Raw genomic sequence first — 24,436 nt, forward strand, 5'->3', positions numbered from 1 at the left:
ATACCATAACTGGTAAATTAAGGTGTTTTTTGTGTTATTAAACTTGCGTTACTGCCTTGTGGTTCTAACCAAAAAGCCATATCACTGTATTTTTTAAATAGTTCTGGGGGGAGTACAGTTTTACGCCCAGTAAAAGCCACTTTATTTTTCACTGTATGTAAGCCATCTGCACCTAAGTTTTTATCAAATTCACTGGCGTTATATGTTACATTTTCAAAGTCATGCGCAAAGTTCGGTAAGCCTAAAAACTGATAAATTAGAGCCACACTCTTTTCAGGTTTACTTACGAGCAAATCGTAGTCGATCAGTAATAACTGATCCGAAAACTCACCATAAAAACCTTCTTTTAGCGCAGCCCAAGCACTACCAAAAGGCCCTTGATTAGACGCAATGTGCTCACAGCGGGTATACACGTTTTGTCGTGCTGCGGGGGAATAAATACGGCTAAATTCAAGACTGTTTTGCCTATAGACACGTTCAAAACTGTCCATTATCCAAGCTGGATTTCTGACTAAACACATCACTTTAAAATCATTACCAAATAAGGAATTTAAGATATTAAGCTTTGCAGTCCACAGTCTATTGGTATCAAAAATAATGGGCTTTTCAACATCTTGGTAATACCCAGACCAAACTCCATGACATATATTCAAGCGCTGCGCTGAGCTTATGCTACTAGCAAACTCGCTCCCAGCTCCCATTTGCTCAAGTAAACTAGTAACAAAACCAGCTACAGGGGTTGACATATCGGCATGAAAATCGGGGTTTTGCCGTAATATACCAGCCAATAATGTTGAACCAGTCCTCGGTAAACCAGCGATAAAATGATAATGACGCGACATAAATAGTTAACTCCGACTCGGATAAATCCCTTGCATGGCGATGATATAATGCATAGCAACAAATGGTGACTGAGAATAAAGCGATTGGCCACCACCATGTAAATTAACGATACCTGTTAAACTATTCGCGGGCAGAGTTAGGGCAATGTTATCTTGTGCTGGAACATCAAATGTATCAACTGTCACATTACCAATACTGATCAATGAACTTGGTGCCGTAGATTGATATATTTTTTCTTGTTTATCAGGCCCACCACCAGCAACAACCGTAGCAAGTACTGCACCTGCTGTTGGTTCTCCACTATTAGCATCTTGTGTTGTTGCAATGTTTGCAGATCCCGTTACTCCACTTATCGTCTGCCCAGGAATACTGACAGAAACTGACTGTGCAAAACTTGGCAATGCAATCGCACTTTGCATCGGTGGCAAATTATTAGATGTAATTTTACTAAATTCTCTTCCGCCAAGCTGGCCCCACTCACGACTGGACAAGCCAGCCCCACTACCAACACCTACCGGTGTACGTCCTCTGATATCTGGTAACGCCATTGACGAACGGCCGTCACCACCATAAGTAGTACCAACAAGTGAAAAAAGGGCGGTATTTTGAGCAATACTCAATAGCTGTCCTGCACATATAGCCCAACCTCTAGGGGCAAAATTTCCTGCAAAAATCTCCACTTCGCCTAAAAATGGGTCTGCGCTCATAACGTATTTCCTTTTAAAATAATTTATATAATTACAATTGCATACCAGCTGTAATATTAGCTAAAGATGCAAAACGATAACCTGAAATACACCCAAACTGACATGAAACAATATCTAATGCCACTGAGCCTTGTTTAGTCTGCACAACTAACCCTTGTGACTTGTCAATACTTAAGACCGTACCAGCTGGCTCTGTGAATGAGGCTTGATCAACAAAGGATGCTTGTAGCACATTAAAATCACCAAATTTACCCGATAAAATAAAGCCACCATAAAGCGGGTTACCCGCTCTTGCCGCCGCGACTAAATCAACCGCGCTGTACTGTTCAAAAGACAATGTTAAATTATCATAGTTCAGGGCTGTCGCGACCTTGATTTGTTCAATGTCGGTATCTGATTGCCAATGCAAATTATCAAATTGTTCGAAGAAAATACTCAACACTTGTGGGATTGCAGATGCAACGCGAATAGCAAGGCTTTGATAAGTATCAAATGGATGAATGGCTATACTCTGCTGTAACGAAAATTGTAGGGGGTGTTCGCAGCTTAAGCGATAAACAGTTAGTAACAAATTATCTTGATGCTCTCTAATTTGCCAGTAGAGTGGATCAGTACCTTGATAATCTGATAACTTTGCAGGGTAAATTCCATAAGCATTACCATGAAAAAAATCAATAATCGTTTGACTTTGAGTTCCCGCATTAAAACAGCTCAAGGCCATTGATACTTGCCAATCATCAAGTTGTGCAAGCAACGTATCATCATTATTCCATACTGAAAATTGTATATTTTGTGATGTGCAATGTGCTTGCAATTGACCAATTTCGCTTTGCATGTTATTTGTTTGCGTTGGCACTAATACTACAGCGACTAACAACTGGCGCTGTATCAACATATCAATCGTAGGTATAGATAAACAACTTGAAGTAAATAACACTACCTTGCTAATTTGCTCCATAGTGTACCTCTTCGTCAGCTTTCGTCGGCAAAAAACCTGTCAAACCGGTAAGCTTATAATAAAAATCTATTTTATCTTTTTTTGTAAGTAATAAACCATCTACTGCGGGGGCCTTAGGTACAAAATCAATACATACCGAAAACATAGGCAATGGATGCGTAATGCCTGACTGATATTGCTGTAACCAATGCCCATTATACGTCATTACTTCAGCGTAAAGGACAAGCGTTAGTTCACTTACATCAGTGGCTGTTTGAGGAATAGAAACTGTGTTACAGCGTACAACTTGTTGTTCTCCAAGAGCAATTATGTCTAGCGTGAGCAAACTATGACGATCAAGAGTTAATATATTTCCCAGCTCAATTCTTTCATTCAACGTATCTTGATTTAATATCGGATTCGCAGCATCGCTTTGCGGTTGCAGCCACTGTTCAACATATTCTCGTTGGCAATTAACTAATGCAGCATTAACCATGATTTTACACGGTAACATTACTCCATGATGGCTTAGTTGAGAGGCAAAGTTTCTGCATATACTCAAATGAGCTTCTTTAGAAAAACCATGCTGAAATGCCTCAGCAATAAAAATATCAAACGCTTTGTTACCTTTAAACAAAGCAGCATCAGCCTCGTAAATGCCATCGATATAGTCATTAAGTTGCAACTCATTAACTAACACCTTGAGAGATTTGATCGCTCCAGGTTGAATATCGACTAAAGAAATGCGTACTTTTTGTGGTGAAATAATTTTTTGCTGATCCATATACAGCAAAATAGGTAATAATAACGGGGCGAATGGCCCACAAGCTGGGTAGACAATATTTATTTGCGAATCCCGTTGTTGTAAATCATTAATAAGCTCAAAAATCCCTTTGTAGAAACGGGTGTTGCGATGTACATCTTTTATTGTTGTTGTGCAGTTTAAAACCGACATCACTAGGCCATGTTGATTAATATACTGTTTTGTCATTTCAACTTCATGCAATTGAGCTTGCCTAAGGACTTTTATTGCTTCTTCGTAAGCGTCAACAAAAAGTTTTTCAATTAACACAGCATCCTCTCTTTCAGTCAGTGCTTGATCTGCGATTGCTAAAAAAGACTGCTGTAGAGTCAACGCTGTAGCTGGTTGCTGTTTAAGCAAACTAATTTGATCGCGCAGTGCTTGATTAAGTAACCCAGTTACAACTGGCTCTTCACTAATACATGCGGCTGACTTAGACAATTGATGGTGTAGCACCACACACTCCTTATAATTTATAATATATATTTCTTAGCGTACAATGATGTAGCAATTAAACTGTGAAGCCATCCATTTTATCAATATTACTGATTGCACAACTTGATCATGTATGGCCTCAAAAGCGTTCACTAATTAAAGGTGTTCAACTTGGGCGTTGTTCAGTTGTTAATCTAGATTTTAGAAGAGACTCAAGCTGGGTACGTATTGAATGTTTTAATAGCTCATCAATGTGGGGGGCCGCATATTCCAAACTCGCTGTAGACTATGAATCATGTAGATTCATACTTAAGCACTCCTTTACACCAATCCTACCATGAAAAAACACGTCGCAAATTAATATTACGTTCAGTAAGTAGATTAACTCACAAGACGTAGAATACAACTTTTTAATTCTATTATTTTTAATAGTCGCTTACTTGAAAAGTCTATCTACTTATTTTTAACAATAAGTTATGTATAATTTTGGCATAAGTTAAAAATAAAAAACATTACACCCCATTACACAGCATTACTTATTCCCTATATCGAGAGCTGTTTAGCTACTTATTTAATGGAGTCATATTTATATATTGTACAATTCGAGGTGTACTCCCCTTATTTGAACAACTACCGTGCGGTAATGTATGTCGCCATACAATTAAGCTACCTGCTTTTGCAGCTAATGGAGTACTGTGCCATTGTTGGCAATTAAAATGATGTGGATTGGTATTTTTAGGTAAACTAGCAAGCCAGTTGTCTATTTTTTTATGAAAGCCAGGTACACAACTGAATGCACCTTGTTCAGCGGCAACGTCAGTAAGGTATAGTAATCCTTGCGTTGCAAATCTGAGCGGTTTATTAAAGTTTATATCCCAGTGAAGATTTGGCCCAGGAAATCGCCAACTTTCTGTCTGCGGTGGATTAAAACTGAGCCTATCAGTGCTTACAGTTAAATTGTTTTCACCCCACAATTGCTCAAATACATCTCGCACCTGAGGCTGATGCCGAATAACCTGCATGGTTATATCATTAAAAATTTGTACCATAATTCCCTGTTTAAGTTCATGATTTCGATACCATGAAACAGGATTATGTTTATCCATATTCAAACGTTCATATACCATGTTACAAACGTCTTCACATAGCGTTTTTTCCACTAACTCAGGAATAATAACGTAACCATTATCATCCCAGCTTTGCCACTGCTGCGATGTTAGAACGTAATGACGAGGCTGATTTAGCAATATTTTTTGTTGTTTAAGGCCCTTTTGCTGGAAAAATGCAGCTATCTTTTCATTTAACTCACTTTTAGCCGTCTTTGAAATAGCCATACCATAATGCTGCTCTACCCAGTTTTCGAATGTTAAAAAACTATCACTCGCAAAAATAGACTCTATTGTCGGTGTGAGCCCTAAGCCTAAAATATCCATGATCATCACATCGAGTGACCATTCATCTTCTATTATTTTTTTATCTGCACAGCCTTGCTTTTGAAACTGTACTTTGTGCCACATTCGCTTTAATTGAAATAAACCTAAACGCCCAGTTTCGTTATAACAGGGCAATATGCTCTGCATTGTTGTTTTCAGAGGAGGTACTTTTACTCTCAATTCATTTTGCATAATAACTCCTTTTCGCGCCTGATTTTAGACAAGCAAAACACCTTAAATTGATTTATTAACGCTGACTAAACTTAGTTAGAATAGAGTGCTATATTATTGCAAGCAACGATTTTTGTAGCTAAATACAGGGAGTGATATGGATAGTGAGTTACTGAACAGATACCGTAATGCGATTACACATTTGCTAAATGAGCCAGCTGATGCGGGGGTGATAAAGCCTTTTATCAACGATTTAAAAAATTACTTAGGGAATATTACGTCTATTTCAACTGATTTAGATATGAATGACTGGAACGATGAAAATACATCCCAAGGCGTTGCAATTTCTCCCGTACAAGCAGCTAAATGCATAGAAGAAACTCTTCGTACGCAAATCTTTATGCAAGGTGTTAAACTCGCTATTGAAGAACGTTTAAAAGCAACGACTGATGATATTCATGTTCTTTATGCCGGTACAGGTCCTTATGGCACGTTACTTATTCCTTATTTAGGTGTTGCCACAAACTCACGTATAAAAGTCACACTCATTGACATTCATCCAGAAAATATCAGTGCAATTAAAAAGCTAGTAAAGCACTTTTCAATCACCCAAAACATTGTTGCAATTACGTGTGATGACGCAACTTGCTGGCAAGCGCCCCCCTCTCAGCAATTTGACATTATTATTTCAGAAACTATGACAGCGCTATTAAAGCGAGAACCTCAAGTTTTTATTTTTGCTCATTTATGTCAATACTTGAGTGATTCTGGCACATTAATCCCACAAAAAATTTCTTTAAAGGCATGGCTAACACCTTTTAACTCTTTAATGTCTGCAGAAGCTAATACAACAGATGACATACTCCTAAAAGAGTTTTATTGCTTAAACATCGACGAAGCAAGGCGTTTAAATGCAGGAGACGCATCTTCTTTCAAAGGTAATATGCTAATCCCAAATGGCGTTGATACTAATTACAGACTCAAACTAACAACCGACATTCAAGTATACAAACACCATAAACTAACGGAAAATCAATGTAGTTTAAATATACCGCTGACTTTTTTACCTCATGATGCGCAGCTTCGTGGCGGTGAAGCTATTCATTATGAATACATAACACCACACAGCCCAGATTTTGTATTTACATTCCCAATAAAAAAGATAATTAAAACTAAGATCAAATTAACCAAATTTTCAGAGCTCAATAACTTAGGGTTACCTGGCGTAAAACATATGTTTGAGCACGCACAGGCAGCTAAATGTGGTTGCTCTATTAATGTAGATGAAAATGAATGGACACAATGGACCAATCTATTGGACTCATTAGCCTTGCCATATCATGAAACATCAGTCGCACTTTATCAAAGCCAACGTATAGAAGAATTTGAAACTTGGCTAAGCACTAACAGCAACCTCACATTATCATGATTATTAACGCTCAAGTTAACACTGGTAAACAGCTTAAAGACGTTGAAAAAATTTTAACCTTTCTTACTCATATCGGAATAAAGCACCGGTATCAAACCTTAGACGAAAAAACCTTTTTACCCGGCCTTAAGCTAGAAAAAGGCGTTTTATTGCTTGATTTTGTCAATGGGTTCTATCCTGGTGATATCCTCCATGAGGCTGGGCATATTGCTGTCTGTGAGCCAATTTTTAGGCCCCTATTAGATGCTGACTTTTATAAGAATGGCTTGCTTGCGGGCAGAGAGAAACAAGCTATGCACGCAGAAGAAATGGCTGCGACAGCTTGGGCTGTTGCAGCAGCTATTCATTTGTCATTATCACTAGATATTATCTTTCATAAAGATGCTTATAAAGGTGCGAGTAAGACGTTAAAGCATGCTTTTGAAAATGGGAATGGTTTTGGGTTTCCATTATTACAAGCATGGCAAATGACTTGCCCAAACAAAGGTTACCCTGTAATGGTCAAGTGGATCAGAGACTGTCGCTGGATAGAAACGCTTCCAAATATATAGTTTGCAAAAAATGGATGAACTTTGTTTAAAATAAAAAGGACAATTTAATTTATGGAAATATCCTCAAATAAACATGACTTTTTCCTAAAAAACGGTTTTGTTCACTTTGAAAATGCACTTTCGATAACATTACTTAAAAAATTACAACGTTTTTCAGATAAGTTAGAAGCATTAGCACTAGAGAATTTTCACAATGGGCAAGTCAATAATCAATGTTGTATCTCAACAGACTCAGGTTTGCCTCGTCTTTTTCGTTATAACGACTTACTATTCGAGTCACCTGAATTAATAATTGAACTATTAGCTAGCCCACCACTCATCGAAGTTTATAAAGAATTGGTAGGAGATGGCGCAGTCCCCTTGCAATTAGATGTAGCTTATAAATACCCGTACCCACACCCTCATATTACTTGGCATCAGGACGCTCCTCATTCTAGGCAATATCCTTATTTAAATATTGGTATATACCTTGATGACGCTCTTTTAGAAGATGGCTGTTTACGCTACGTACCAAATACCCAGCATAAAGTTTTAGATATTTACAAACTTTCCAATCAATATGGGTGGGATATTCCTAATGTAGTACAACAACCCGCTAAAGCAGGTGACATCATAGTTCATGACATAATGGTTTTACATAGTTCAGGAGTAAAGCGCAGCCAAGGTGCAAGAAGAACACTGTATGTTGAATTAAGGCCAATTTTAGGGATTACCGAAAGTGGAAAACAAACTAAGGAGTGGGCCGAACTGAGAAAGCAATGGATGGCACATGTAATTAAAGCGGCAGATCCAAACAGTATTCCGCAAGCTTGGCATGAATTTTACGGCGAACCTAAATACGATTTAAGTACCTTGGTTAAGCTCATTAAAGCCAAGCCTGAAGCACCCATCCCTTCGATTCATGCCCATAAAAATGTAGTTCATCCAAATTACCCTACTCCCAAGGATTTACGCTAAAATCACATATAATTTGAAAGTATTCATTTTCCATTAGGGTCTGATGACCTTTCAGGACTAGAATTAAACAATCACTCAAAGGAATATACGTGCTTAATGAACACTTTACACCAGAACAATGTGCATTGATATGTGCTGATCTAGCTCATTTACGCTTATTAGCTGATTTAAAACTTGCACCATCAATTCCTTACTTTGCAGAAAAACCTTACCCTATTGGCCGCTGTAGAGAAATACGCGATGAGGTATTTGCACTACTGCAAACGGTATTACCTACCACTAAAAAACCTGGGCTCAGTTTATTAAAAAATCTAATTGTACAAGGTAGCTCTTTACAAAAAGCATGGGGCTCACTGCGAGATGAATACTTTCAAAACGCATTGATACTTGGTCCTTGGTATATTGATGTTGCTAACGACACCGTTAATGCCAATAAACCTAGAATAGAAATTTTATCCTTAGCTAAATCAAACTTTACATCAATAAAGGATTTTGCTCAGTTTGTAAAAATAGCTCGTCGCTATTGGAAGGTTGACGTGTATAGAAATGATGTATGCCCAGCGCTTGCGCCTTATATGCCACTTTTATGTGTGGGTACCAGTGGTACAAGTTGGCTTGGGGCTGCAAACGACGATATGCTCAATGTCGCTATTAATAGCAACTTTGAGGAGTCTAAACGTATTTTGGACTCTTTGCCCTGCGCGCCAGTTAAAGTCAAAGAGCGCTGGAAAAAAGTATTGAGCAATTTCGACCATAATGATTTTTTATTAAGTGTCGGAGAGCCTGTCTCGTATTGCACTATGTATAGTAAACACTCGTACCAAACAGACCTGACAAAACGTGATGCTGCTGTTACTGCATACTTGTCTTTGCCTAAATCTGTTTAGCCAGTGCTTAACAAAAAAACTTTTTTCACATTTCCAGTCCCAACATAGATACTGGTTTAACTAACTTCCAATATATCAGTCTATAAATTAAGAAATAATAAGCTCAAATAATATTTCATGCCACAAAGCTAATGAAAAAATGCTATGGTTAAGATATCGATTATGACCTCAAGGAATGGCTCATGAACCAACAAACTGTACATACTTATTTAATGAACAAACCGTTAGTTAAACTAACGCAACCTTTTGCTAAAGATGTTGATGTATATAAAGTAAACCATAAGATGTTCGCCACCCTTGCACTGAGCAATGAGGGTGAAACCGATGAAAACGGCGAACCTATTTGGTGGCTAAACTTAAAGTGCGACCCTGATGAAGCACAGTCATTACGAGATATTTTTCCTTCGGTGATTCCAGGTTATCATATGAATAAACGCCTTTGGAATACAGTGATTTTAGACGGCTCAATACCACAAGGTGAAATTGAGCGTATGATTGATAATTCATTTAATTTGGTGGTCGACAACATGCCAGATAAAGACAAACAGGCTATTGAAGCCTTACTGTAAATAAGCGTATATATCTCTATATTTTCTGATTATCAAACATAAAAAAAGCCGCATAATTTGCGGCTTTTTTACGTTAACTTAAAACATTAATCTTTGTGCTCAGTCATCTCATTTTGAGTATCAGTCGATTTATCATCTGACTGATCTGACTCAACTTCAGCTGTTTTAGTGACTGTAGTGTAAAACTTATCGCCTTTATCAGCCATTGCAACCAGTGATTCACAGGGTGCAAAAATGGCATTGCTGTTAGCCAGTGTAGACATATCAGAGCTTATTTTACTCGCACCTAATTTGTCCATGTAGCTAAACGGGCCACCTAAGAACGGTGGGAAACCAATACCAAAAATAGCACCAATATCACCATCACGCGGGCCTGCGATAATACCATCATCTAAACAACGAGCCGCTTCATTAAGCATTTGTGAAACACAGCGCTTAGCAATCTCGTTTTTATTTAAACGTGGGGCTGGGGTTACACCTAGTAGCTCATAGACTGACTCATCGACCTTTTTGCCTTTCTTGTCGTATTCATAAAAACCGCGCCCTGTTTTACGACCAAGACGTTTTGAATCAATCATGCGCGAGAAAGCATCAGGTCCTTTAAAGCGCTCACCCAATTCTTTTTCAAGAATTGGCGCAATTTTAGATCCAATATCAATACCCACTTCGTCCAGCAGTGCCAACGGTCCAACAGGAAAACCAAACTCGACTAAAGCCGCATCTATTTTTTCAATCGGCTCACCAGCAAGCATTAAGTTAGCCGCTTCATTAAGGTATGGCGCTAAAATACGGTTTACATAAAAACCAGCCATATCTTTTACTACAATTGGCGTTTTACCTTGCTTACGTGCAAAGTTAACTACACGAGCAATGGTTTCTTGTGACGTGCCTTCGTGAGGAATGATCTCTACCAGTGGCATTTTCTCTACTGGCGAGAAATAATGTAAACCAATTACATTTTCAGGGCGTTCTGCTTTTGCTGCAATTTGCGAAATAGGTAATGACGAAGTATTACTTGCAAAAATAGTATTCGCTTGGCATTGCTGCTCAACATCAGCAACCATACCTTGCTTAAGCTCTAAATCTTCAAATACCGCTTCTATCACTAAATCTATGTGCTTAAAGCCGCTGTAATCCGTAGTGCCAGTAATGCGGTTCATGGTTAACTGCATATCAGCTTTAGACATAATACGGCGCTTAAGGCGTTTATCTAAGATTTTGTATGTGTAGTTCATGGCATTACTTATGCCCTGCTCTGCCACATCTTTAATACGTACCGGCAATTTAGCCTTAACCGCACTTACATGAGCAATACCTGCGCCCATTAATCCGCCACCTAACACAGCAGTTTTACTAATCGCAGGAGCGTCATCGTTGCGCCATTCTTTTTTCATTTCAGTGGTTGCAAAGAAAATACCGCGAAGTGCTTTAGACTCATCACTCATTACTAACGTAGCAAAGCCTTCGGCTTCGGTTTTATACGCTTTCATTTCATCAAGCTCTACGCTTGCACGAACCGCTTTAATAATCGCAAGCGGCGCTGGGTAGTGACCACCGGTTTTTTTAAGTACGTTTTCTTTAGCTTTTTTAAAGATAAAGTTACGACCAAACGGGTTTGATTCTAATAACTTGCTGACCTTATCAAGTTTAGGCTCTTTAGCTTGTGGCTTTTTCTTCGCAGCAAACTCTTTGGCCACTTTTAGCAGTACGCTTTGTGGAACACAATCATCCAATACACCGGCTTTTTTAGCTTGTTTTGGACGAATTTGCTTACCAGTTAGCATCCACTCAAGGGCTTTTTGAATACCCACGATTTTAGTTAAGCGTTGTGTACCACCACCGCCAGGCAATAAACCTAGTTGTACTTCTGGTAAACCAATTTTAGTTAAATCGCTATCTGTACCAACGCGATAATCACATGCCAAAGCAAACTCTAAACCACCACCTAAAGCAGCGCCGTGAATAGCACTAACCGTGGTATACGGTAGTTTTTTCATATCAAAAAATGCTTGATGGCATAACTCACTAATAGCTAATGCATCTTCGCGTTTTTCAACACCGTCTAACATTTTTACATCAGCACCGGCAATGAAGTTATCACTTTTGCCACTAATAAATACCATACCTTTCACTGCATGCTCTTTAGCTTGTGCTAATAATGCTTTTAAATCATCAGCAAAGCTGTCACGCAGGGTATTCATTTTTTCACCCGGCACATCAATGGTTACCACGGCTATTTTGTTATCATCAACCGTTAAATTAAATACTGAATCTGTCATTACGCACTCTCCAATACAAAGGCTGCACCTAAACCACCCGCAGCACAGGCAGTCGTTAACGCTAAACCACCGCCACGACGCTTAAGCTCGTATAAGCTTTGTGTAATTAAACGCGCGCCGGTTGCCGCAAATGGGTGACCATAAGCGAGTGAACCGCCGTTAACGTTAAACTTATCCATGTTAATTTCACCTATGGCTTTATTACGCCCTAAGTGCTCTTGTGCAAATTTATCTGAAGCAAACATTTTCATATTCGCTAAGGTTTGCGATGCAAACGCTTCATGCATTTCAATAAGGTCTAAATCAGCTAACGTAATACCAGCTCTATCAAGCGCGATTGGCGTTGAGTGAGCTGGCCCCATTAGCATGTCTTTTTCTACGCCTATGGCTGAAAACGCAAAACTGCGTACGTAGCCTAAAATTTCGTAACCCAATGCTTTGGCTTTGCTTTCGCTCATCATTAACACTGCAGCTGCGCCATCGGTTAATGGGGTTGCATTAGCGGCAGTCACAGAGCCGTGCTGACGATCAAATACCGGTTTAAGCTTGGCATAACCCTCAACCGTTGAGTTTTTACGAATATTGTTATCTTCTTCAATAAAGCTTTTATAAGGCGGTAAGTGCGCCGTCATTACTTCATCTTTTAACTTGCCATCGGCCCAAGCTTGAGTTGCTAATGAGTGAGAACGATGTGCTAAAGCATCTTGATCTTCACGGCTAATATTATGGGTTTTAGCCATTTGCTCAGCTGTTTGTCCCATTGATAAACCCGTTGAGTACTCAGCAACCGCTGGCGGTACTGGTAATAAATCTTTTAAACGTAGTTTCGAGAATATTTTTAAACGCTGACCAAGCGTACGGGCTTTGTTTAAATCGACTAAACTGCCGGCTAATTTTTTACTTACACCAATTGGCAATACAGACGATGAATCGGCACCACCAGCAATACCCACGTTTACAGAGCCTGCCATAATAGATTCGGCAACATTTGCAATTGCTTGAAAGCTAGTTGCACACGCACGTGACACTGAGTACGCGTCAACGCCCACTGGCATACCTGTACCTAATACAATTTCACGTGCAATATTTGGCGCTTCTGGCATTTGTACTACTTGACCAAAAACCAGTTGATCGATTTCTGACTTGTCGAAATTTAATCGCTCAAGCATTTCATTAACTACTAGCTTACCCATATCCAATGCTGGTACATGGTGAAACGCAGTTGCTTGCTTAGCAAAAGGAGTACGCAGGCCGCTTACAATGGCAATACGGTCGCCTTTTGGTGTTTTAAGTATGTTTTGCTCAGACATTTATTATTCTCTCCCGCTGACAGGTCAGACCTGTATGTTTTCCTCGATTCTAAACAACCCGTGTGATAAAGCCAATAGATAAACGTAAATTAATCATAAAGCGCCATTGTAAATCACTACATACATTGTGTAAGGGTAATACAATAGGCTTTTTTAGCAGGTTTTACAAAGTTTTGTGTTAGGCTAAAAAGCGTTAAAAAATAACGAACTATTTTCAAAAAATCAGTCTAACTCTTGAGTTATACACTTATAAACCTTATAACTAGCTCAGTATTTGTTACCTAACCACTTTAGGTATTATTTAAGCTGACGAGGACAGTCCACTTATTATGGCAGCTAACGCATTTTCAAACTTAAAAACGTATTTAGACACCCAAATTATTGGCCAGCCAGCGCTCACTCAAGCACTCTTAATTGCTATATTAGCCGATGGTCATTTACTTGTTGAAGGCCCTCCGGGGCTTGCAAAAACGCGAGCGGTTAATGCTTTAGCAAAAGGTATTGAAGGCTCGTTTCAGCGTGTTCAGTTTACCCCAGACTTGTTACCAGCCGATGTAACCGGTACTGATATTTATCGTCAACAAACCAGTGAGTTTGTGTTTGAAAAAGGCCCTTTATTTCATAACCTCATTTTAGCGGATGAAATAAACCGAGCACCAGCGAAAGTACAATCAGCTCTACTAGAGGCAATGGCTGAGCGCCAAGTTACTGTGGGCAAAAATACGTACCCACTTAGTGACCTGTTTTTAGTGATGGCAACGCAAAATCCACTTGAGCAAGAAGGGACCTACCCACTGCCTGAAGCGCAATTAGACCGCTTTTTATTACATTTAAGTATTAATTATCCAGGGGCTGAGCACGAACTTGATATTTTACGCCTAACCCGTGGTGAAGCACTTAATGATGAAGTTCCAGTGCTTGAGCAAATTTCGCAAGCAGAGTTGTTTGCCGCTAGAAAAGCGATTTTGGGTCTGTATTTAGCAGAGCCACTAGAGCAATACTTAGTTCAGTTGATTATTGCTACTCGAGAAGGCGCAAACTTAGATGAGCAACTTGGCCGATGGATTGAGTACGGCGCCAGCCCACGTGCCACCATTGCTTTGGATAAATGTGCCAGAGCTCATGCGTGGTTAAGTGGTCGTGATTTTGTATCGCCTGACGATATTCAAGCTGTGGTACATAATGTATTACGCCATCGTATTATTTTAAGTTACGAAGCACAGGCCGATGGTATTACAAAAGATCAGGTTATTAGCCGTATTGTTGAACTAGTTGCTGTACCTTAAGTTATGCAAACACACTTTGATTCTCAGGCATGGCTTAAATTAAGTCATAGCCATGGTGTTAATTTATCGCTTAAAGAGCTGATGTATTATAAAGCAAAAGCGCAACTGCTTGAGCTGGCACCTAAAGTTAGAATAAAAAATACCTTAGCGGGGCAATATCTAGCGCCGCATAAAGGCCGTGGCATGGAGTTTGCCGAAGTGCGCCATTACCAACACGGTGATGACATACGCTCTATTGATTGGCGGGTCACGGCTCGTACCGGTGAAACCCACACCAAACTTTTTCAAGAAGAAAAAGAACGCCCGGTATTTGTATTTACTGACTTTTCAAACTCCATGTTATTTGGCTCGCAATTATTATTGAAGTCGGTACAAGCTGCACATATTAGCGCCTTAGTTGCATGGTCTGCTTGCCAACGTGGCGATAGAATTGGCGGTATTGTGTTTAATCAGCACTCGCATTTAGAGCTTAAACCTAGTGCCCGTGAAAAGGCCGTGTTAAAGCTGTGCCATAATTTATGCGACGCCCATCAGCAGGCACTTGAAAATATTGATAAACCCGCCAGCAATAACTTTAGTGATAACCTTAAGCGTTTAAATCACTTAGCTAAACCCGGTAGTTTGGTTTATATCGTATCCGATTTTAACGCCTTAGATGACGCCAGCTTTAAACAACTCGAATTACTTGCGCGGCACTGTGAATTAATAGGCTGCCATATTAGCGACCCCTTCGAGCATAAGTTACCTGCTTTCCAACAAGCGGTTACGGTAAGTGCTAATAATCAGCAGTTTGCCCTCCCTTTGATGGATAACAGTTTTAGAGAACGATTTGCCAAAAATGCCGAGCAAGCATTTAGCGCGCGTATTAATCGTTTAACAAAATCTGGGCTTAACCTATTATCATTCGATGCAGCCACTGCGCTGGAACTGCAATTAGTGAGAAGATAAATCATGCAAACCTCTCCACTTGATGGCCTTCACGATATTATTGCTCCCTCTCACGTTGACTGGTGGCCGTTAGCCCCTGCTTGGTGGGTAGTTATTAGCATTGCACTGTGCTTAGTGTGTGGCTTAATTATAATTATGTACAAAAACTATCAATTTAAAAAACCAAAACGTAATGCGATTAAATTAGCTAATCAACAACAATCAGCTCAGCAATTGCATATTATTTTAAAGCGTTTAGTGATCACCTATTACGATCCACGCTTAGCAGCGCAATCCACAGCTAACTGGTGTAAAACCCTAAGTCAACTTGCTGCAATTGGTTTTAATGAAGATGAAATTTCAAGCCTATATAGCGCAGCACAAACACCACCGGCACTCAGTGATAAGTTTCGCCAAGCTATTAAACAATTTAAGCTAAGGGAGCCACTGCATGTTTGAATTTAGCTGGCCATGGCTGTTTTTATTACTGCCGCTTCCTTTAACGTTACTGCTATTAAAACCCGCAGCAAGTAATGCAACGACACGTTTACGCATCCCAAGTTTTGCATCGCATAATTTAAATAATCAACATGTAGAGCCCAGTGCACGTAAGTTAAACACTCTTGAATGGTTGCTGTGGCTATTATTAGTAACAGCATCAGCGAACCCTACTTGGTTAGATGAGCCTATATCGCTGCCTAATGAAGGTCGCGACATTATGCTCGCTGTGGATTTATCGGGCTCAATGACAGAACAAGACATGGCTTATAATGGCCAATATGTTGACCGTTTAACTATGGTTAAAGCAGTGCTTAGCGATTTTATAGAGCAGCGTCAAGGCGACAGGCTCGGGCTTATATTGTTTGGTGATACCGCGTTTTTGCAAACACCTCTCACCCGTGATGTAAAAACCGTCAGCAAAATGCTTACTGAAGCACAAATAGGTTTAGTTGGACGTGCCACGGCTATTGGTGACGCTTTAGGCTTATCGGTTAAACGCTTTGCTAGTAAAAAAGAAAGTAATCGCATTGTGGTGTTGCTAACAGATGGACAAAACACCGCAGGAAACCTTGACCCCGAAGATGCCCTATTACTAGCTCGTGAAGAAGGCATAAAAGTGTACACCATCGGAGTCGGCTCAGATAACCCACGTGGCTTTAGTTTATTTAATATGGGCTCTGGGGGCAGTAATTTAGATGAGAGCTTACTGAAAAATATTGCCGAGCAAACTGGGGGGCTGTACTTTAGAGCCAAAGATGTAGCAGGCCTTCAACAAATCTATGCAGAGCTTGATAAACTCGAGCCAATTAGTGCCGATGAGCAGACCTTTCGCCCGCAAACAGCCTTGTTTTATTATCCGTTATTACTGGCCATTCTATTAATAAGTGCAATGGCATTATTAAAAACAGTACGTGCATTGAAGGAGCCAAGCTAATGGATTTTGAGTTTATTCGCCCCGCTATTTTATGGCTGCTACTTCCTGCGATAGGGCTGTTTTTTATTGCCATGCTTAAAAAGAAAAAAGCCCAATCGGCGTCACTTATTGCGCCACATTTAGCACAATTTGTTATGAGTGAATCAAATAATCAGGCTCGTCAGCCGCTGTGGCTAGTTGCGTTATTTTGCAGTTTAGCCATTATATTTAGTGCAGGCCCAAGTTTTGAGGAAAAACAAGTCCCTGTATTTCAAAGCAAAAGTGCCCGCGTTATTGTAATGGATATGTCGTACTCTATGTATAGCACCGACATTGCTCCTAATCGATTAATGCAATCTCGCTTTAAAGCCCTCGATATGATTGAGTTATTTAAAGAAGGTGATACTGCATTAGTAGCCTACGCAGGCACTGCCTATACCATTTCTCCACTAACCAATGATGCAACCACCCTTGCTAATCTTATTCCTAGTTTGAGCCCTGAAATTATGCCTGATAAAGGCTCTAACGTGCTGGCAGGTTTAGACATGGCGCAAGAGCTGCTCACTCAAGCAGGCTACCTAGATGGTGATATTATTTTGATCACCGATGGTATTGAACAACAACAGCAAAGTGATATAAGTGGTTTTACTAACAGTAGCCAGTATCGACTTAATATTTACGGTATTGGCACTGAGCAAGGTGCACCAATAAAGTTACCTGAAGGCGGATTTTTAAAAGATAATTACGGCCAAATAGTAGTGCCTACACTCAATGGTTCTTTACTCAAAGGACTGGCAAAGAATAGTGGCGGCCAATACGCTAATTATCAGCCAAGTAATAGCGATATTGCCATTTTTTCACCGCAAGCAAACAGTGAAATACTAAAAAGTGAAAAACCAAATTTAGCCTTGTGGCGAATCGATGCTGGCATTTATGGCTTGCTTATTTTACTGCCCTTAGCTCTATACTTATTTAGGCGCTCTGCGTTTATTGGTGCGGTGCTATTGCTAAGCTTTTTACCTCAGCAAAATGCCCATGCAGTAGAGTTACCAACGCTATTTAAAAATACCGATCAACGTGCATTAGAAGCTTACAACAACCAAGAGTACCAACAAGCAGCGCAAGCGAAGTCCAACGCTCTCAAAGGCGCTGCACTTTATCAGCAAGGTCAGTTTGAAGGCGCTCTGAACGAATTTAGTCAAGATAAATCAGCTACTGGTTATTACAATTACGGTAATGCACTGGCTAAAGCCGGACAATTGGAGGCTGCTATAAACGCTTACAAACAAGCGCAATCACTGCAGTCTGATTTTACCCAAGCAGCCGATAACCAAGCGTTAGTTGAGCAGTTACTTAAGCAACAGCAAGATCAAGAAAACCAACAAGGTAATGATTCGCAAAATCAAGATGATCAAAGTCAAGATGATGCAGATAAATCAAAACAAGATCAGCAAAAAAATGGCGATAAAAATAACGCAGATAAAAGCGAAGATAACAGTCAAAACAGTGAAGAGCAGCAATCGGGTGAGCCCTCGGAGCAATCAAAAGATCAACAAAGCCAATCTGGCGAGCAGTCAGATGAACAAAATCAGCCTGACATGCAAGCTCAATCACAAAACCAACAAGACGAGAACAAAGACGACGATAGTAAACCTCAGCAAGACGAGCAACAGAGTCAACCCAATCAAATGAATGAGCAACCGCCATCAGATGAGCAAAAGCAGCAAGCACAACAACAAGCTATGCAAGCACAGGCGGCTGAACTCACTAATGAAGAAAAAGAGAAAGCACAACAACTAAATCAGTTACTAAGAAAAGTGCCCGACGATCCCGCTATTTTATTAAGAAACAAAATGCAATTAGAAGCCCAAAAAAGACAATATCAACGCCGTCCAACAGGAGTAGAAAAATCATGGTAATGCGATTATTTTGCTGTTTATTGCTATTAACTACCATGCCATTAATGGCCGCCACTTCATTAGAGGCAAGCGTAGATAAAAACCCGGTACTGGCAGGTGAGTTTTTTATGCTCAATATTAGCGTTGATGATTCAATCAAAGGGCAACAACCCGATACTTCAGCGCTGTTAAAGGATTTCGTAGTCGGCCCTATGAGCTTAAGTAGCCGCACCAACATTATTAACGGTAGCATTAAAAAACAAACATCGTGGTCTGTTAAGTTAATGACTCGCAAAGCCGGCGAATACACAATTCCTTCTTTTAGTGTTGCAGGGCTCAGCTCTCAACCGATAAACTTGTCGGTTAAAGAGCGAAGCAGCGATGCGGGCAAAAATGATGATATTTTTTTAAAAAGCTCGCTTACAAATAACAGTTTATTTGTGCAAGAGGCTGGCGTTTACACCATTAAACTTTACTTAGCTAAAGAGCTACTTGATGGCAGCTTAAGCACGCCAAGCATGGAAGATGCTCAACTCACCCAGCTAGGTAAGCAAAGTGAAGATTATGAACTGGTTAACGGTAAACGTTATTTAGTGATCACCCGTAATTATTTAATTCAGCCGCAAAAAAGTGGTGCATACACCATTGAAGCACCGGTTTTTCAAGGGCGTGTTCAACAAAACTATCGCCAACTAGAGGTGTCGGCACTTGGCGATGAACAACAGATTGAAATCAAACCCATCCCTGAGAACTATCAAGGTGATTGGTTACCCAGTGAATTAGTAAGTCTAACCGAGCAATGGCAACCAGACGATAATACCGTTGAAGCCGGCACGCCAATAACCCGCACTATTATGCTTACCGCATTAGGGGTTACTAAGGAGCAACTCCCCGAAATTGATATGCCTTCTATAAATGGTATTCGCAGCTACCCGGATGAAAAAGAGACTAATAATGCAGTACGCGATGGTCGAGTGGTATCACAGCAAAGCGCCTCATTTGCGCTACTACCACAAACACCAGGCACTTATACATTGCCTGAAATTACCCTGCCTTGGTATAACACCAAAATGAACCGAATTAGTTACGCAACTTTATCAGAACGCACAATTACGGTAACACCAAGCACCACAGCGCCAGCAAACTCACTAAATACACCCGTTGAAAGTACTTTAAACAACACGGATGCAGAGCCAACGCAGCAAGCGCTCAGCGTGCAACGCCACACTAGTACGCCTCTATGGCTTATTATTGTAGCCGTATTAGGTTACATATTATGGATTGTGACCCTGGTTCTTTACTTTATGAAACGCTCAGCTAAAGAAGTGCAACAAACGACGCAAGCAAATCATAGAGGCAATCAGCAAGCAGATTTAAAAACACTGCAAATACTTGCTAAAAGCCATGATAATAAAGCATTTTACGATGCACTTAAGCTATACGCGCTAACTCGAACAGATAAAAAGGTAGGAGCTCTCACCCATTTATGCGCTATGATAAACAACTCGCAGTTCACTGCGCAGGTAAATAATTTACAAGCACAGTTGTACGGTAACCAATCGGCTAGCACTGATTTAGAAGCGATTGTTAGTTTATTAAAAAAACATCAATCGCACACAGCTAAGTCATCATCTGCGTTAAAAGAGCTATATTCTTAATAAGAATCTTAGTTACTTTTTTGGCCTATAATAATTTTAATTAAAAAGTGCTTATGTTTGGAAATAAAAAATCGAATGATCGGGTCTTAATTAATATGGCTGAAAAACAACAACGCTATGAAGCCTTGGTTCATGTTTATCATAAGGAACTCTATCGCTTTGCTTACTGGTTATGTAACGATCCGACTATTGCTGATGACTTAGTGCAAGAAACCTTTTTGCGTGCATGGCGCTCGCTTGATTCGTTACTCGACCAAAAAGCAGCTAAGCCATGGTTGCTGACCATTTTAAGGCGTGAGAATGCCAGACGCTTTGAGCGCAAGCAATTTGATTACAGTGATGTAGATAACGACACATTGGTGGATCAAACCAGCCATAGTTTAGATACAGCAATGGAACAAACCGTTATTCAGCGACAAATTTCTTTATTGGCTGATGACTACAAGGAGCCGCTGTTGCTACAGGTGGTAATGGGCTGCACCGGAGATGAAATTGCAGACATTCTTAACTTAAATAAAAATACTGTTATGACACGTTTATTCCGAGCAAAAAATCAACTTAAAGAGGCATTAAGCCGTGATGATGAACAACTTAAAGGAGCATCAAAATAATGGATGAACTTGAGTTTCGTCGCCGCACGATTGCGCAGCCAAATGAGCTGGACAAAGAGCTTCAGGAATTTGCAAACAGCAGTGCCGACAGACAACAATTTTTAAATGAAAGCAAAGCATTCGATAAACAACTCGACGACGCGCTTGATATTACTGTACCTGACAATCTTGCTGAACGAATTATTTTAAACACCTCGTTAAAAGAAAAAGCCAGAACAGATGAACTTGAGCAAAAGGATAACGTGGTTAGTGCACGCTCATGGTTTAAGTTCGACCGAATGCATTTTGCTTTGGCAGCTTCGTTTGTGATTGCAGTTAGTGCGTTTATGTTTAGCGAAGAACAAAGTATTAATCAAACGGCTGGTGAGCATGCACTAGCCCATGTTTACCATGAAATTTATGCGTTAAATAAAACTCAACAAATTAGCATCCAAACTGTCAATGAAAAGCTGGCTTTACTTGGCGGCCATATTAGTGATTTACCTGGCAAAGTGACTTATGTTAACTTTTGCGATTTTCAAGGTGAGAAAGGTATTCATTTAGTGTTTGAGTCTGACTTTGGGCCTATGACCGTGTTTATTGTGCCAAGCGATAATCAAATCTTTGAAATTGGCTCTGATGATTTTAATGACTCTCGCTATGCTGGCCATATAAATCGTGGCAAACAGGCCGATACCGTGCTAATTGCAAGCCTTGGCTCACCAGTTGATATGTATAATGAACGTATTTCAGGTGCTATTCGCTGGCTTTAAGCCATTATAGAAATAAAAAACCGCAACGAGTGTGCGGTTTTTTTATTATTTAAAAGCCAAAGCTGCTTACTGATTACTTACAAACATCAGCAACTGCGTTAGCAAAGTAGTTGATATTTGCTTGGCTAATACCTGCTACATTAACACGGCTAGAACCGACAATGTAAATACCGTATTCTTTTTGCAAGCGCTCGATTTGCTCTTTATTAATACCTAAGAAAGAGAACATACCGTGTTGGCGGTCAATAAACGAGAAGTCTTGAGCAATGTCTTTCGCTGCCAGGCTGTCTTTAATTAAACTACGTAACCCATTAATACGGTTACGCATTTCATCAAGTTCACTGTGCCATAGCTGCGTTAACTCTGTGCTGCTTAAAATAGTGTTTACGATGTCTGCACCATGCGCTGGCGGCATAGAATAAATGCTACGTACCACACTTAATAACACCGAGTTTGAAATATCAGCTGTTGCACTGTCTTTTGCAATGATTGAACAGGCACCAATACGCTCACGGTATAAGCCGAAGTTTTTAGAACATGATGAACAAATGATCAACTCTTCAACCGCATTGGCTAAAATACGTAAACCATTCGCATCTTCTTCTAAAGAAGAGCCAAAACCTTGATATGCAATATCAATTAATGGCGTAAAACCCACATCTTTTGCAAGTTCAGCAATAGTATTCCATTGTGTTTCGTTTAAATCCATACCACTTGGGTTGTGACAACATGCATGTAATAACACCACATCGCCCTTAGGCACCTGTGTTAGTGTTTCAACCATTTCATCAAACAATAAATCTTTGTTTTCGTAGTCGTAGTATGGGTATTCTTTTACCGTTAAGCCTGCAGCTTCAAATAAGCTAATGTGGTTAGCCCACGTTGGGTTAGTAACCCATACAGTAGCGCCTGGATTACAACGTACAATAAATTCTGCTGCAACACGAAGTGCGCCTGTACCACCAGGTGCTTGTGCTGTGCGTACGCGATTAGCTAATAATGCCGGGTGCTCACCAAGAAGAAGATTTTCCATTTGTTGACAGTAATCTAAGTTACCAGCAAGCCCAATGTAAGATTTGCTCATTTCATTTTCTAAACGAAACGCTTCTGCTTTTTTTACTGACTTTAATACCGGGGTATTCCCCTGCTCGTCTTTATATACACCAACCCCTAAGTCAATCTTATTTGGGTTAGTATCTTGCTTGTAGGCCGCCATAAGGCCAAGAATAGGGTCTGTTGGTAATGGTTTTAATACTGAGAACATTGGCTATCTCTTCGTTATTTAGGGGTTAGCTGTTGCGCTAAGCTTAACATAAAAACTCACTTGATTGACTAGTGTTATTTACACTAAAAAGTGAGGAATTTTAATACAGCACGCTATTAATAACGCGAGCGTCGCTTTATCAAAAAAATCAGTGTTAAAAGCTTCACCATCAACAATACCTATACATTGCTGTTGTGCATTAAATAGCGGTAAACAGGCTTCTGCTTTTACTTTCGGATCGCAGGTGTAATATTCACCGCCTGCTGCCAAATATTGCTCAACGTTATTGATAACGCGTCCTTTACCACTAAACGCTACCTGAACGTTATTGCTGGCAGTCGCAAATTCAGCAGTAAGCGGAAATAAAGGACGACTCGGCGCACCAAAATAAGCCAGCTTTAATAACTGCTCCCCTTCATTGGTGTGGGTATTCTGATAAATGCCGTACCAATCAAGCTTTGTGTTTTCAATGACGTAGTCAACAATCAATTGAAGTTGCGCTAATTTTTCAGTTGTTTGCGTACTTTGGCTGACATAATCGCTTAGTTTAAACGGCTCATCCTGTAGGTAACCAAATAAACTACATGCCCCACCTTCACCTAGCTCAGGAATTTGGTATTCCCAACGCACGGCTGGTGCAGCATTTTTATTTAGGTATTGCTCAAGCTTTTCTAGCTCAGCGTGAATTAACTGTGGCTCAACATTAAGTTGAGCATACTCTAAGTAAGAATTAACCATTTGGACGTCCATACATCTATGATGCCGAAATAGTAGCATGGATGTTTTTATAGCGCTAGCCAATTTAAAGCGCTTTTTTAAAATCTTTAAACACTTTTATTCATAGATATGATTGTGGTATTTAAACAGGTTGTTTTATCTTTGGGGGCATTAAAAGGTGTTCAGCTTTGGTGCAAAAATTACGCCTTTGCTTCACAAATTTGTTATTATTTGCCGCATTATTATATTCAATCTTAAGTAGGTTAATTATGAGTGATAGTCACTTAGTGTATTCAACAGCAACAGGGCGAATTGATCAGCCAAAGCCAGAAAAAGAACTGGATGTAAAACTATTTAAAGACGGGTCAATTCGCATAGAGCGTCAAACCAAAGGCCGAAAAGGTAAAGGTGTAATGCTGGTTGTTGGTCTTGATCCACAACAGCATGATTTGAAAAAGTTAGCAAAAACAATAAAAAGTAAGATGGGCCAAGGGGGCGCAGTAAAAGAAGGTGTTATTGAAGTACAAGGTGATGATCGCGACAAATTAAAAGCGATTTTAGAGGGATTAAAATTTAAAGTAAAAATTGCGGGTGGTTAA

At 39.9% G+C, this 24,436-nt stretch carries 23 protein-coding genes; 14 read left to right on the plus strand and 9 right to left on the minus strand.

Annotation, left to right across the window (positions count from 1 at the left end; all coding sequences use genetic code 11):
- Window positions 1-17: 17 nt before the first annotated feature.
- The 5 genes from P3J6_RS03530 to P3J6_RS03550 form a co-directional block, all read right to left on the minus strand.
- Window positions 18-842: a sulfotransferase gene (locus tag P3J6_RS03530; RefSeq protein ID WP_198522237.1), complete on the minus strand. Its 825-nt coding sequence runs from the start codon at window positions 840-842 to the stop codon at window positions 18-20.
- A 6-nt stretch (window positions 843-848) separates the two neighbouring features.
- Window positions 849-1,550 (minus strand): phage tail protein, encoded by a 702-nt coding sequence (locus P3J6_RS03535; RefSeq protein ID WP_198522238.1) that lies wholly within the window; start codon window positions 1,548-1,550, stop codon window positions 849-851.
- A 31-nt stretch (window positions 1,551-1,581) separates the two neighbouring features.
- Window positions 1,582-2,508, minus strand: a complete 927-nt coding sequence (locus P3J6_RS03540; protein ID WP_198522239.1) for a hypothetical protein — start codon at window positions 2,506-2,508, stop codon at window positions 1,582-1,584.
- Entirely contained in the window at window positions 2,495-3,745 is a 1,251-nt protein-coding gene (locus P3J6_RS03545; protein ID WP_198522240.1) for a hypothetical protein, read from the minus strand. Before P3J6_RS03545 ends, P3J6_RS03540 begins: the two co-directional genes overlap by 14 nt.
- Window positions 3,746-4,287: 542 nt before the next feature.
- On the minus strand, window positions 4,288-5,349 hold the full coding sequence (locus P3J6_RS03550; RefSeq protein ID WP_198522241.1) for a phytanoyl-CoA dioxygenase family protein: 1,062 nt from the start codon (window positions 5,347-5,349) through the stop codon (window positions 4,288-4,290).
- Window positions 5,350-5,485: 136 nt separating this feature from the next.
- Here P3J6_RS03550 and P3J6_RS03555 point away from each other — a divergent pair, with 136 nt between their 5' ends.
- The 5 genes from P3J6_RS03555 (at window position 5,486) to P3J6_RS03575 (ending at window position 9,721) form a co-directional block, all read left to right on the plus strand.
- Window positions 5,486-6,757, plus strand: a complete 1,272-nt coding sequence (locus P3J6_RS03555; protein ID WP_198522242.1) for a class I SAM-dependent methyltransferase — start codon at window positions 5,486-5,488, stop codon at window positions 6,755-6,757.
- The gene (locus P3J6_RS03560; protein WP_198522243.1) at window positions 6,754-7,308 is read left to right on the plus strand and encodes a hypothetical protein; all 555 of its coding nucleotides are present in this window, start codon (window positions 6,754-6,756) and stop codon (window positions 7,306-7,308) included. The genes P3J6_RS03555 and P3J6_RS03560 overlap by 4 nt, the downstream gene beginning before the upstream one ends.
- A gap of 51 nt (window positions 7,309-7,359) precedes the next feature.
- Window positions 7,360-8,265: a phytanoyl-CoA dioxygenase family protein gene (locus P3J6_RS03565; protein WP_198522244.1), complete on the plus strand. Its 906-nt coding sequence runs from the start codon at window positions 7,360-7,362 to the stop codon at window positions 8,263-8,265.
- Window positions 8,266-8,354: 89 nt separating this feature from the next.
- Window positions 8,355-9,152 (plus strand): hypothetical protein, encoded by a 798-nt coding sequence (locus P3J6_RS03570; RefSeq protein ID WP_198522245.1) that lies wholly within the window; start codon window positions 8,355-8,357, stop codon window positions 9,150-9,152.
- Window positions 9,153-9,334: 182 nt separating this feature from the next.
- The gene (locus P3J6_RS03575) at window positions 9,335-9,721 is read left to right on the plus strand and encodes an MmcQ/YjbR family DNA-binding protein (protein ID WP_054202136.1); all 387 of its coding nucleotides are present in this window, start codon (window positions 9,335-9,337) and stop codon (window positions 9,719-9,721) included.
- 86 nt (window positions 9,722-9,807) lie between these two features.
- Here P3J6_RS03575 and fadJ read toward each other — a convergent pair whose 3' ends face one another.
- Both fadJ and fadI read right to left on the minus strand, forming a co-directional pair.
- Window positions 9,808-12,000, minus strand: coding sequence for a fatty acid oxidation complex subunit alpha FadJ (gene fadJ, locus P3J6_RS03580; RefSeq protein ID WP_138606265.1), 2,193 nt, complete (start codon window positions 11,998-12,000; stop codon window positions 9,808-9,810).
- The gene (gene fadI / locus P3J6_RS03585; protein ID WP_010391348.1) at window positions 12,000-13,310 is read right to left on the minus strand and encodes an acetyl-CoA C-acyltransferase FadI; all 1,311 of its coding nucleotides are present in this window, start codon (window positions 13,308-13,310) and stop codon (window positions 12,000-12,002) included. The genes fadJ and fadI overlap by 1 nt, the downstream gene beginning before the upstream one ends.
- Window positions 13,311-13,639: 329 nt before the next feature.
- Here fadI and P3J6_RS03590 point away from each other — a divergent pair, with 329 nt between their 5' ends.
- The 8 genes from P3J6_RS03590 to P3J6_RS03625 are packed head-to-tail and all read left to right on the plus strand — an operon-like array spanning window position 13,640 to window position 21,856.
- On the plus strand, window positions 13,640-14,596 hold the full coding sequence (locus P3J6_RS03590) for an AAA family ATPase (RefSeq protein ID WP_054202134.1): 957 nt from the start codon (window positions 13,640-13,642) through the stop codon (window positions 14,594-14,596).
- 3 nt (window positions 14,597-14,599) lie between these two features.
- Window positions 14,600-15,544, plus strand: coding sequence for a DUF58 domain-containing protein (locus P3J6_RS03595; protein WP_109875535.1), 945 nt, complete (start codon window positions 14,600-14,602; stop codon window positions 15,542-15,544).
- A gap of 3 nt (window positions 15,545-15,547) precedes the next feature.
- On the plus strand, window positions 15,548-15,982 hold the full coding sequence (locus tag P3J6_RS03600; protein ID WP_198522246.1) for a DUF4381 domain-containing protein: 435 nt from the start codon (window positions 15,548-15,550) through the stop codon (window positions 15,980-15,982).
- A complete protein-coding gene (locus tag P3J6_RS03605) occupies window positions 15,975-16,958 on the plus strand; it encodes a vWA domain-containing protein (RefSeq protein WP_198522247.1) in 984 nt (327 codons plus the stop codon). The genes P3J6_RS03600 and P3J6_RS03605 overlap by 8 nt, the downstream gene beginning before the upstream one ends.
- Entirely contained in the window at window positions 16,958-18,856 is a 1,899-nt protein-coding gene (locus tag P3J6_RS03610; protein WP_198522248.1) for a vWA domain-containing protein, read from the plus strand. The genes P3J6_RS03605 and P3J6_RS03610 overlap by 1 nt, the downstream gene beginning before the upstream one ends.
- The gene (locus P3J6_RS03615; protein WP_198522249.1) at window positions 18,850-20,493 is read left to right on the plus strand and encodes a BatD family protein; all 1,644 of its coding nucleotides are present in this window, start codon (window positions 18,850-18,852) and stop codon (window positions 20,491-20,493) included. Before P3J6_RS03610 ends, P3J6_RS03615 begins: the two co-directional genes overlap by 7 nt.
- A 53-nt stretch (window positions 20,494-20,546) precedes the next feature.
- Window positions 20,547-21,104, plus strand: coding sequence for a sigma-70 family RNA polymerase sigma factor (locus tag P3J6_RS03620; RefSeq protein ID WP_010391329.1), 558 nt, complete (start codon window positions 20,547-20,549; stop codon window positions 21,102-21,104).
- Window positions 21,104-21,856, plus strand: a complete 753-nt coding sequence (locus P3J6_RS03625) for a DUF3379 family protein (protein ID WP_198522250.1) — start codon at window positions 21,104-21,106, stop codon at window positions 21,854-21,856. The genes P3J6_RS03620 and P3J6_RS03625 overlap by 1 nt, the downstream gene beginning before the upstream one ends.
- Before the next feature lie 73 nt (window positions 21,857-21,929).
- On the opposite strand, the gene P3J6_RS03630 is transcribed toward P3J6_RS03625, so the two are convergent.
- Entirely contained in the window at window positions 21,930-23,120 is a 1,191-nt protein-coding gene (locus P3J6_RS03630; RefSeq protein WP_010391325.1) for an amino acid aminotransferase, read from the minus strand.
- Window positions 23,121-23,198: 78 nt separating this feature from the next.
- Window positions 23,199-23,858, minus strand: a complete 660-nt coding sequence (locus tag P3J6_RS03635) for a GAF domain-containing protein (protein ID WP_010391323.1) — start codon at window positions 23,856-23,858, stop codon at window positions 23,199-23,201.
- Between the two features lie 248 nt (window positions 23,859-24,106).
- Between P3J6_RS03635 and P3J6_RS03640 the strand changes: the two genes are divergently transcribed.
- Window positions 24,107-24,436 (plus strand): translation initiation factor, encoded by a 330-nt coding sequence (locus P3J6_RS03640; RefSeq protein WP_008114484.1) that lies wholly within the window; start codon window positions 24,107-24,109, stop codon window positions 24,434-24,436.

The organism is Pseudoalteromonas sp. 3J6, assembly GCF_903995135.1.
In the GTDB taxonomy this organism is placed as follows: domain Bacteria; phylum Pseudomonadota; class Gammaproteobacteria; order Enterobacterales; family Alteromonadaceae; genus Pseudoalteromonas.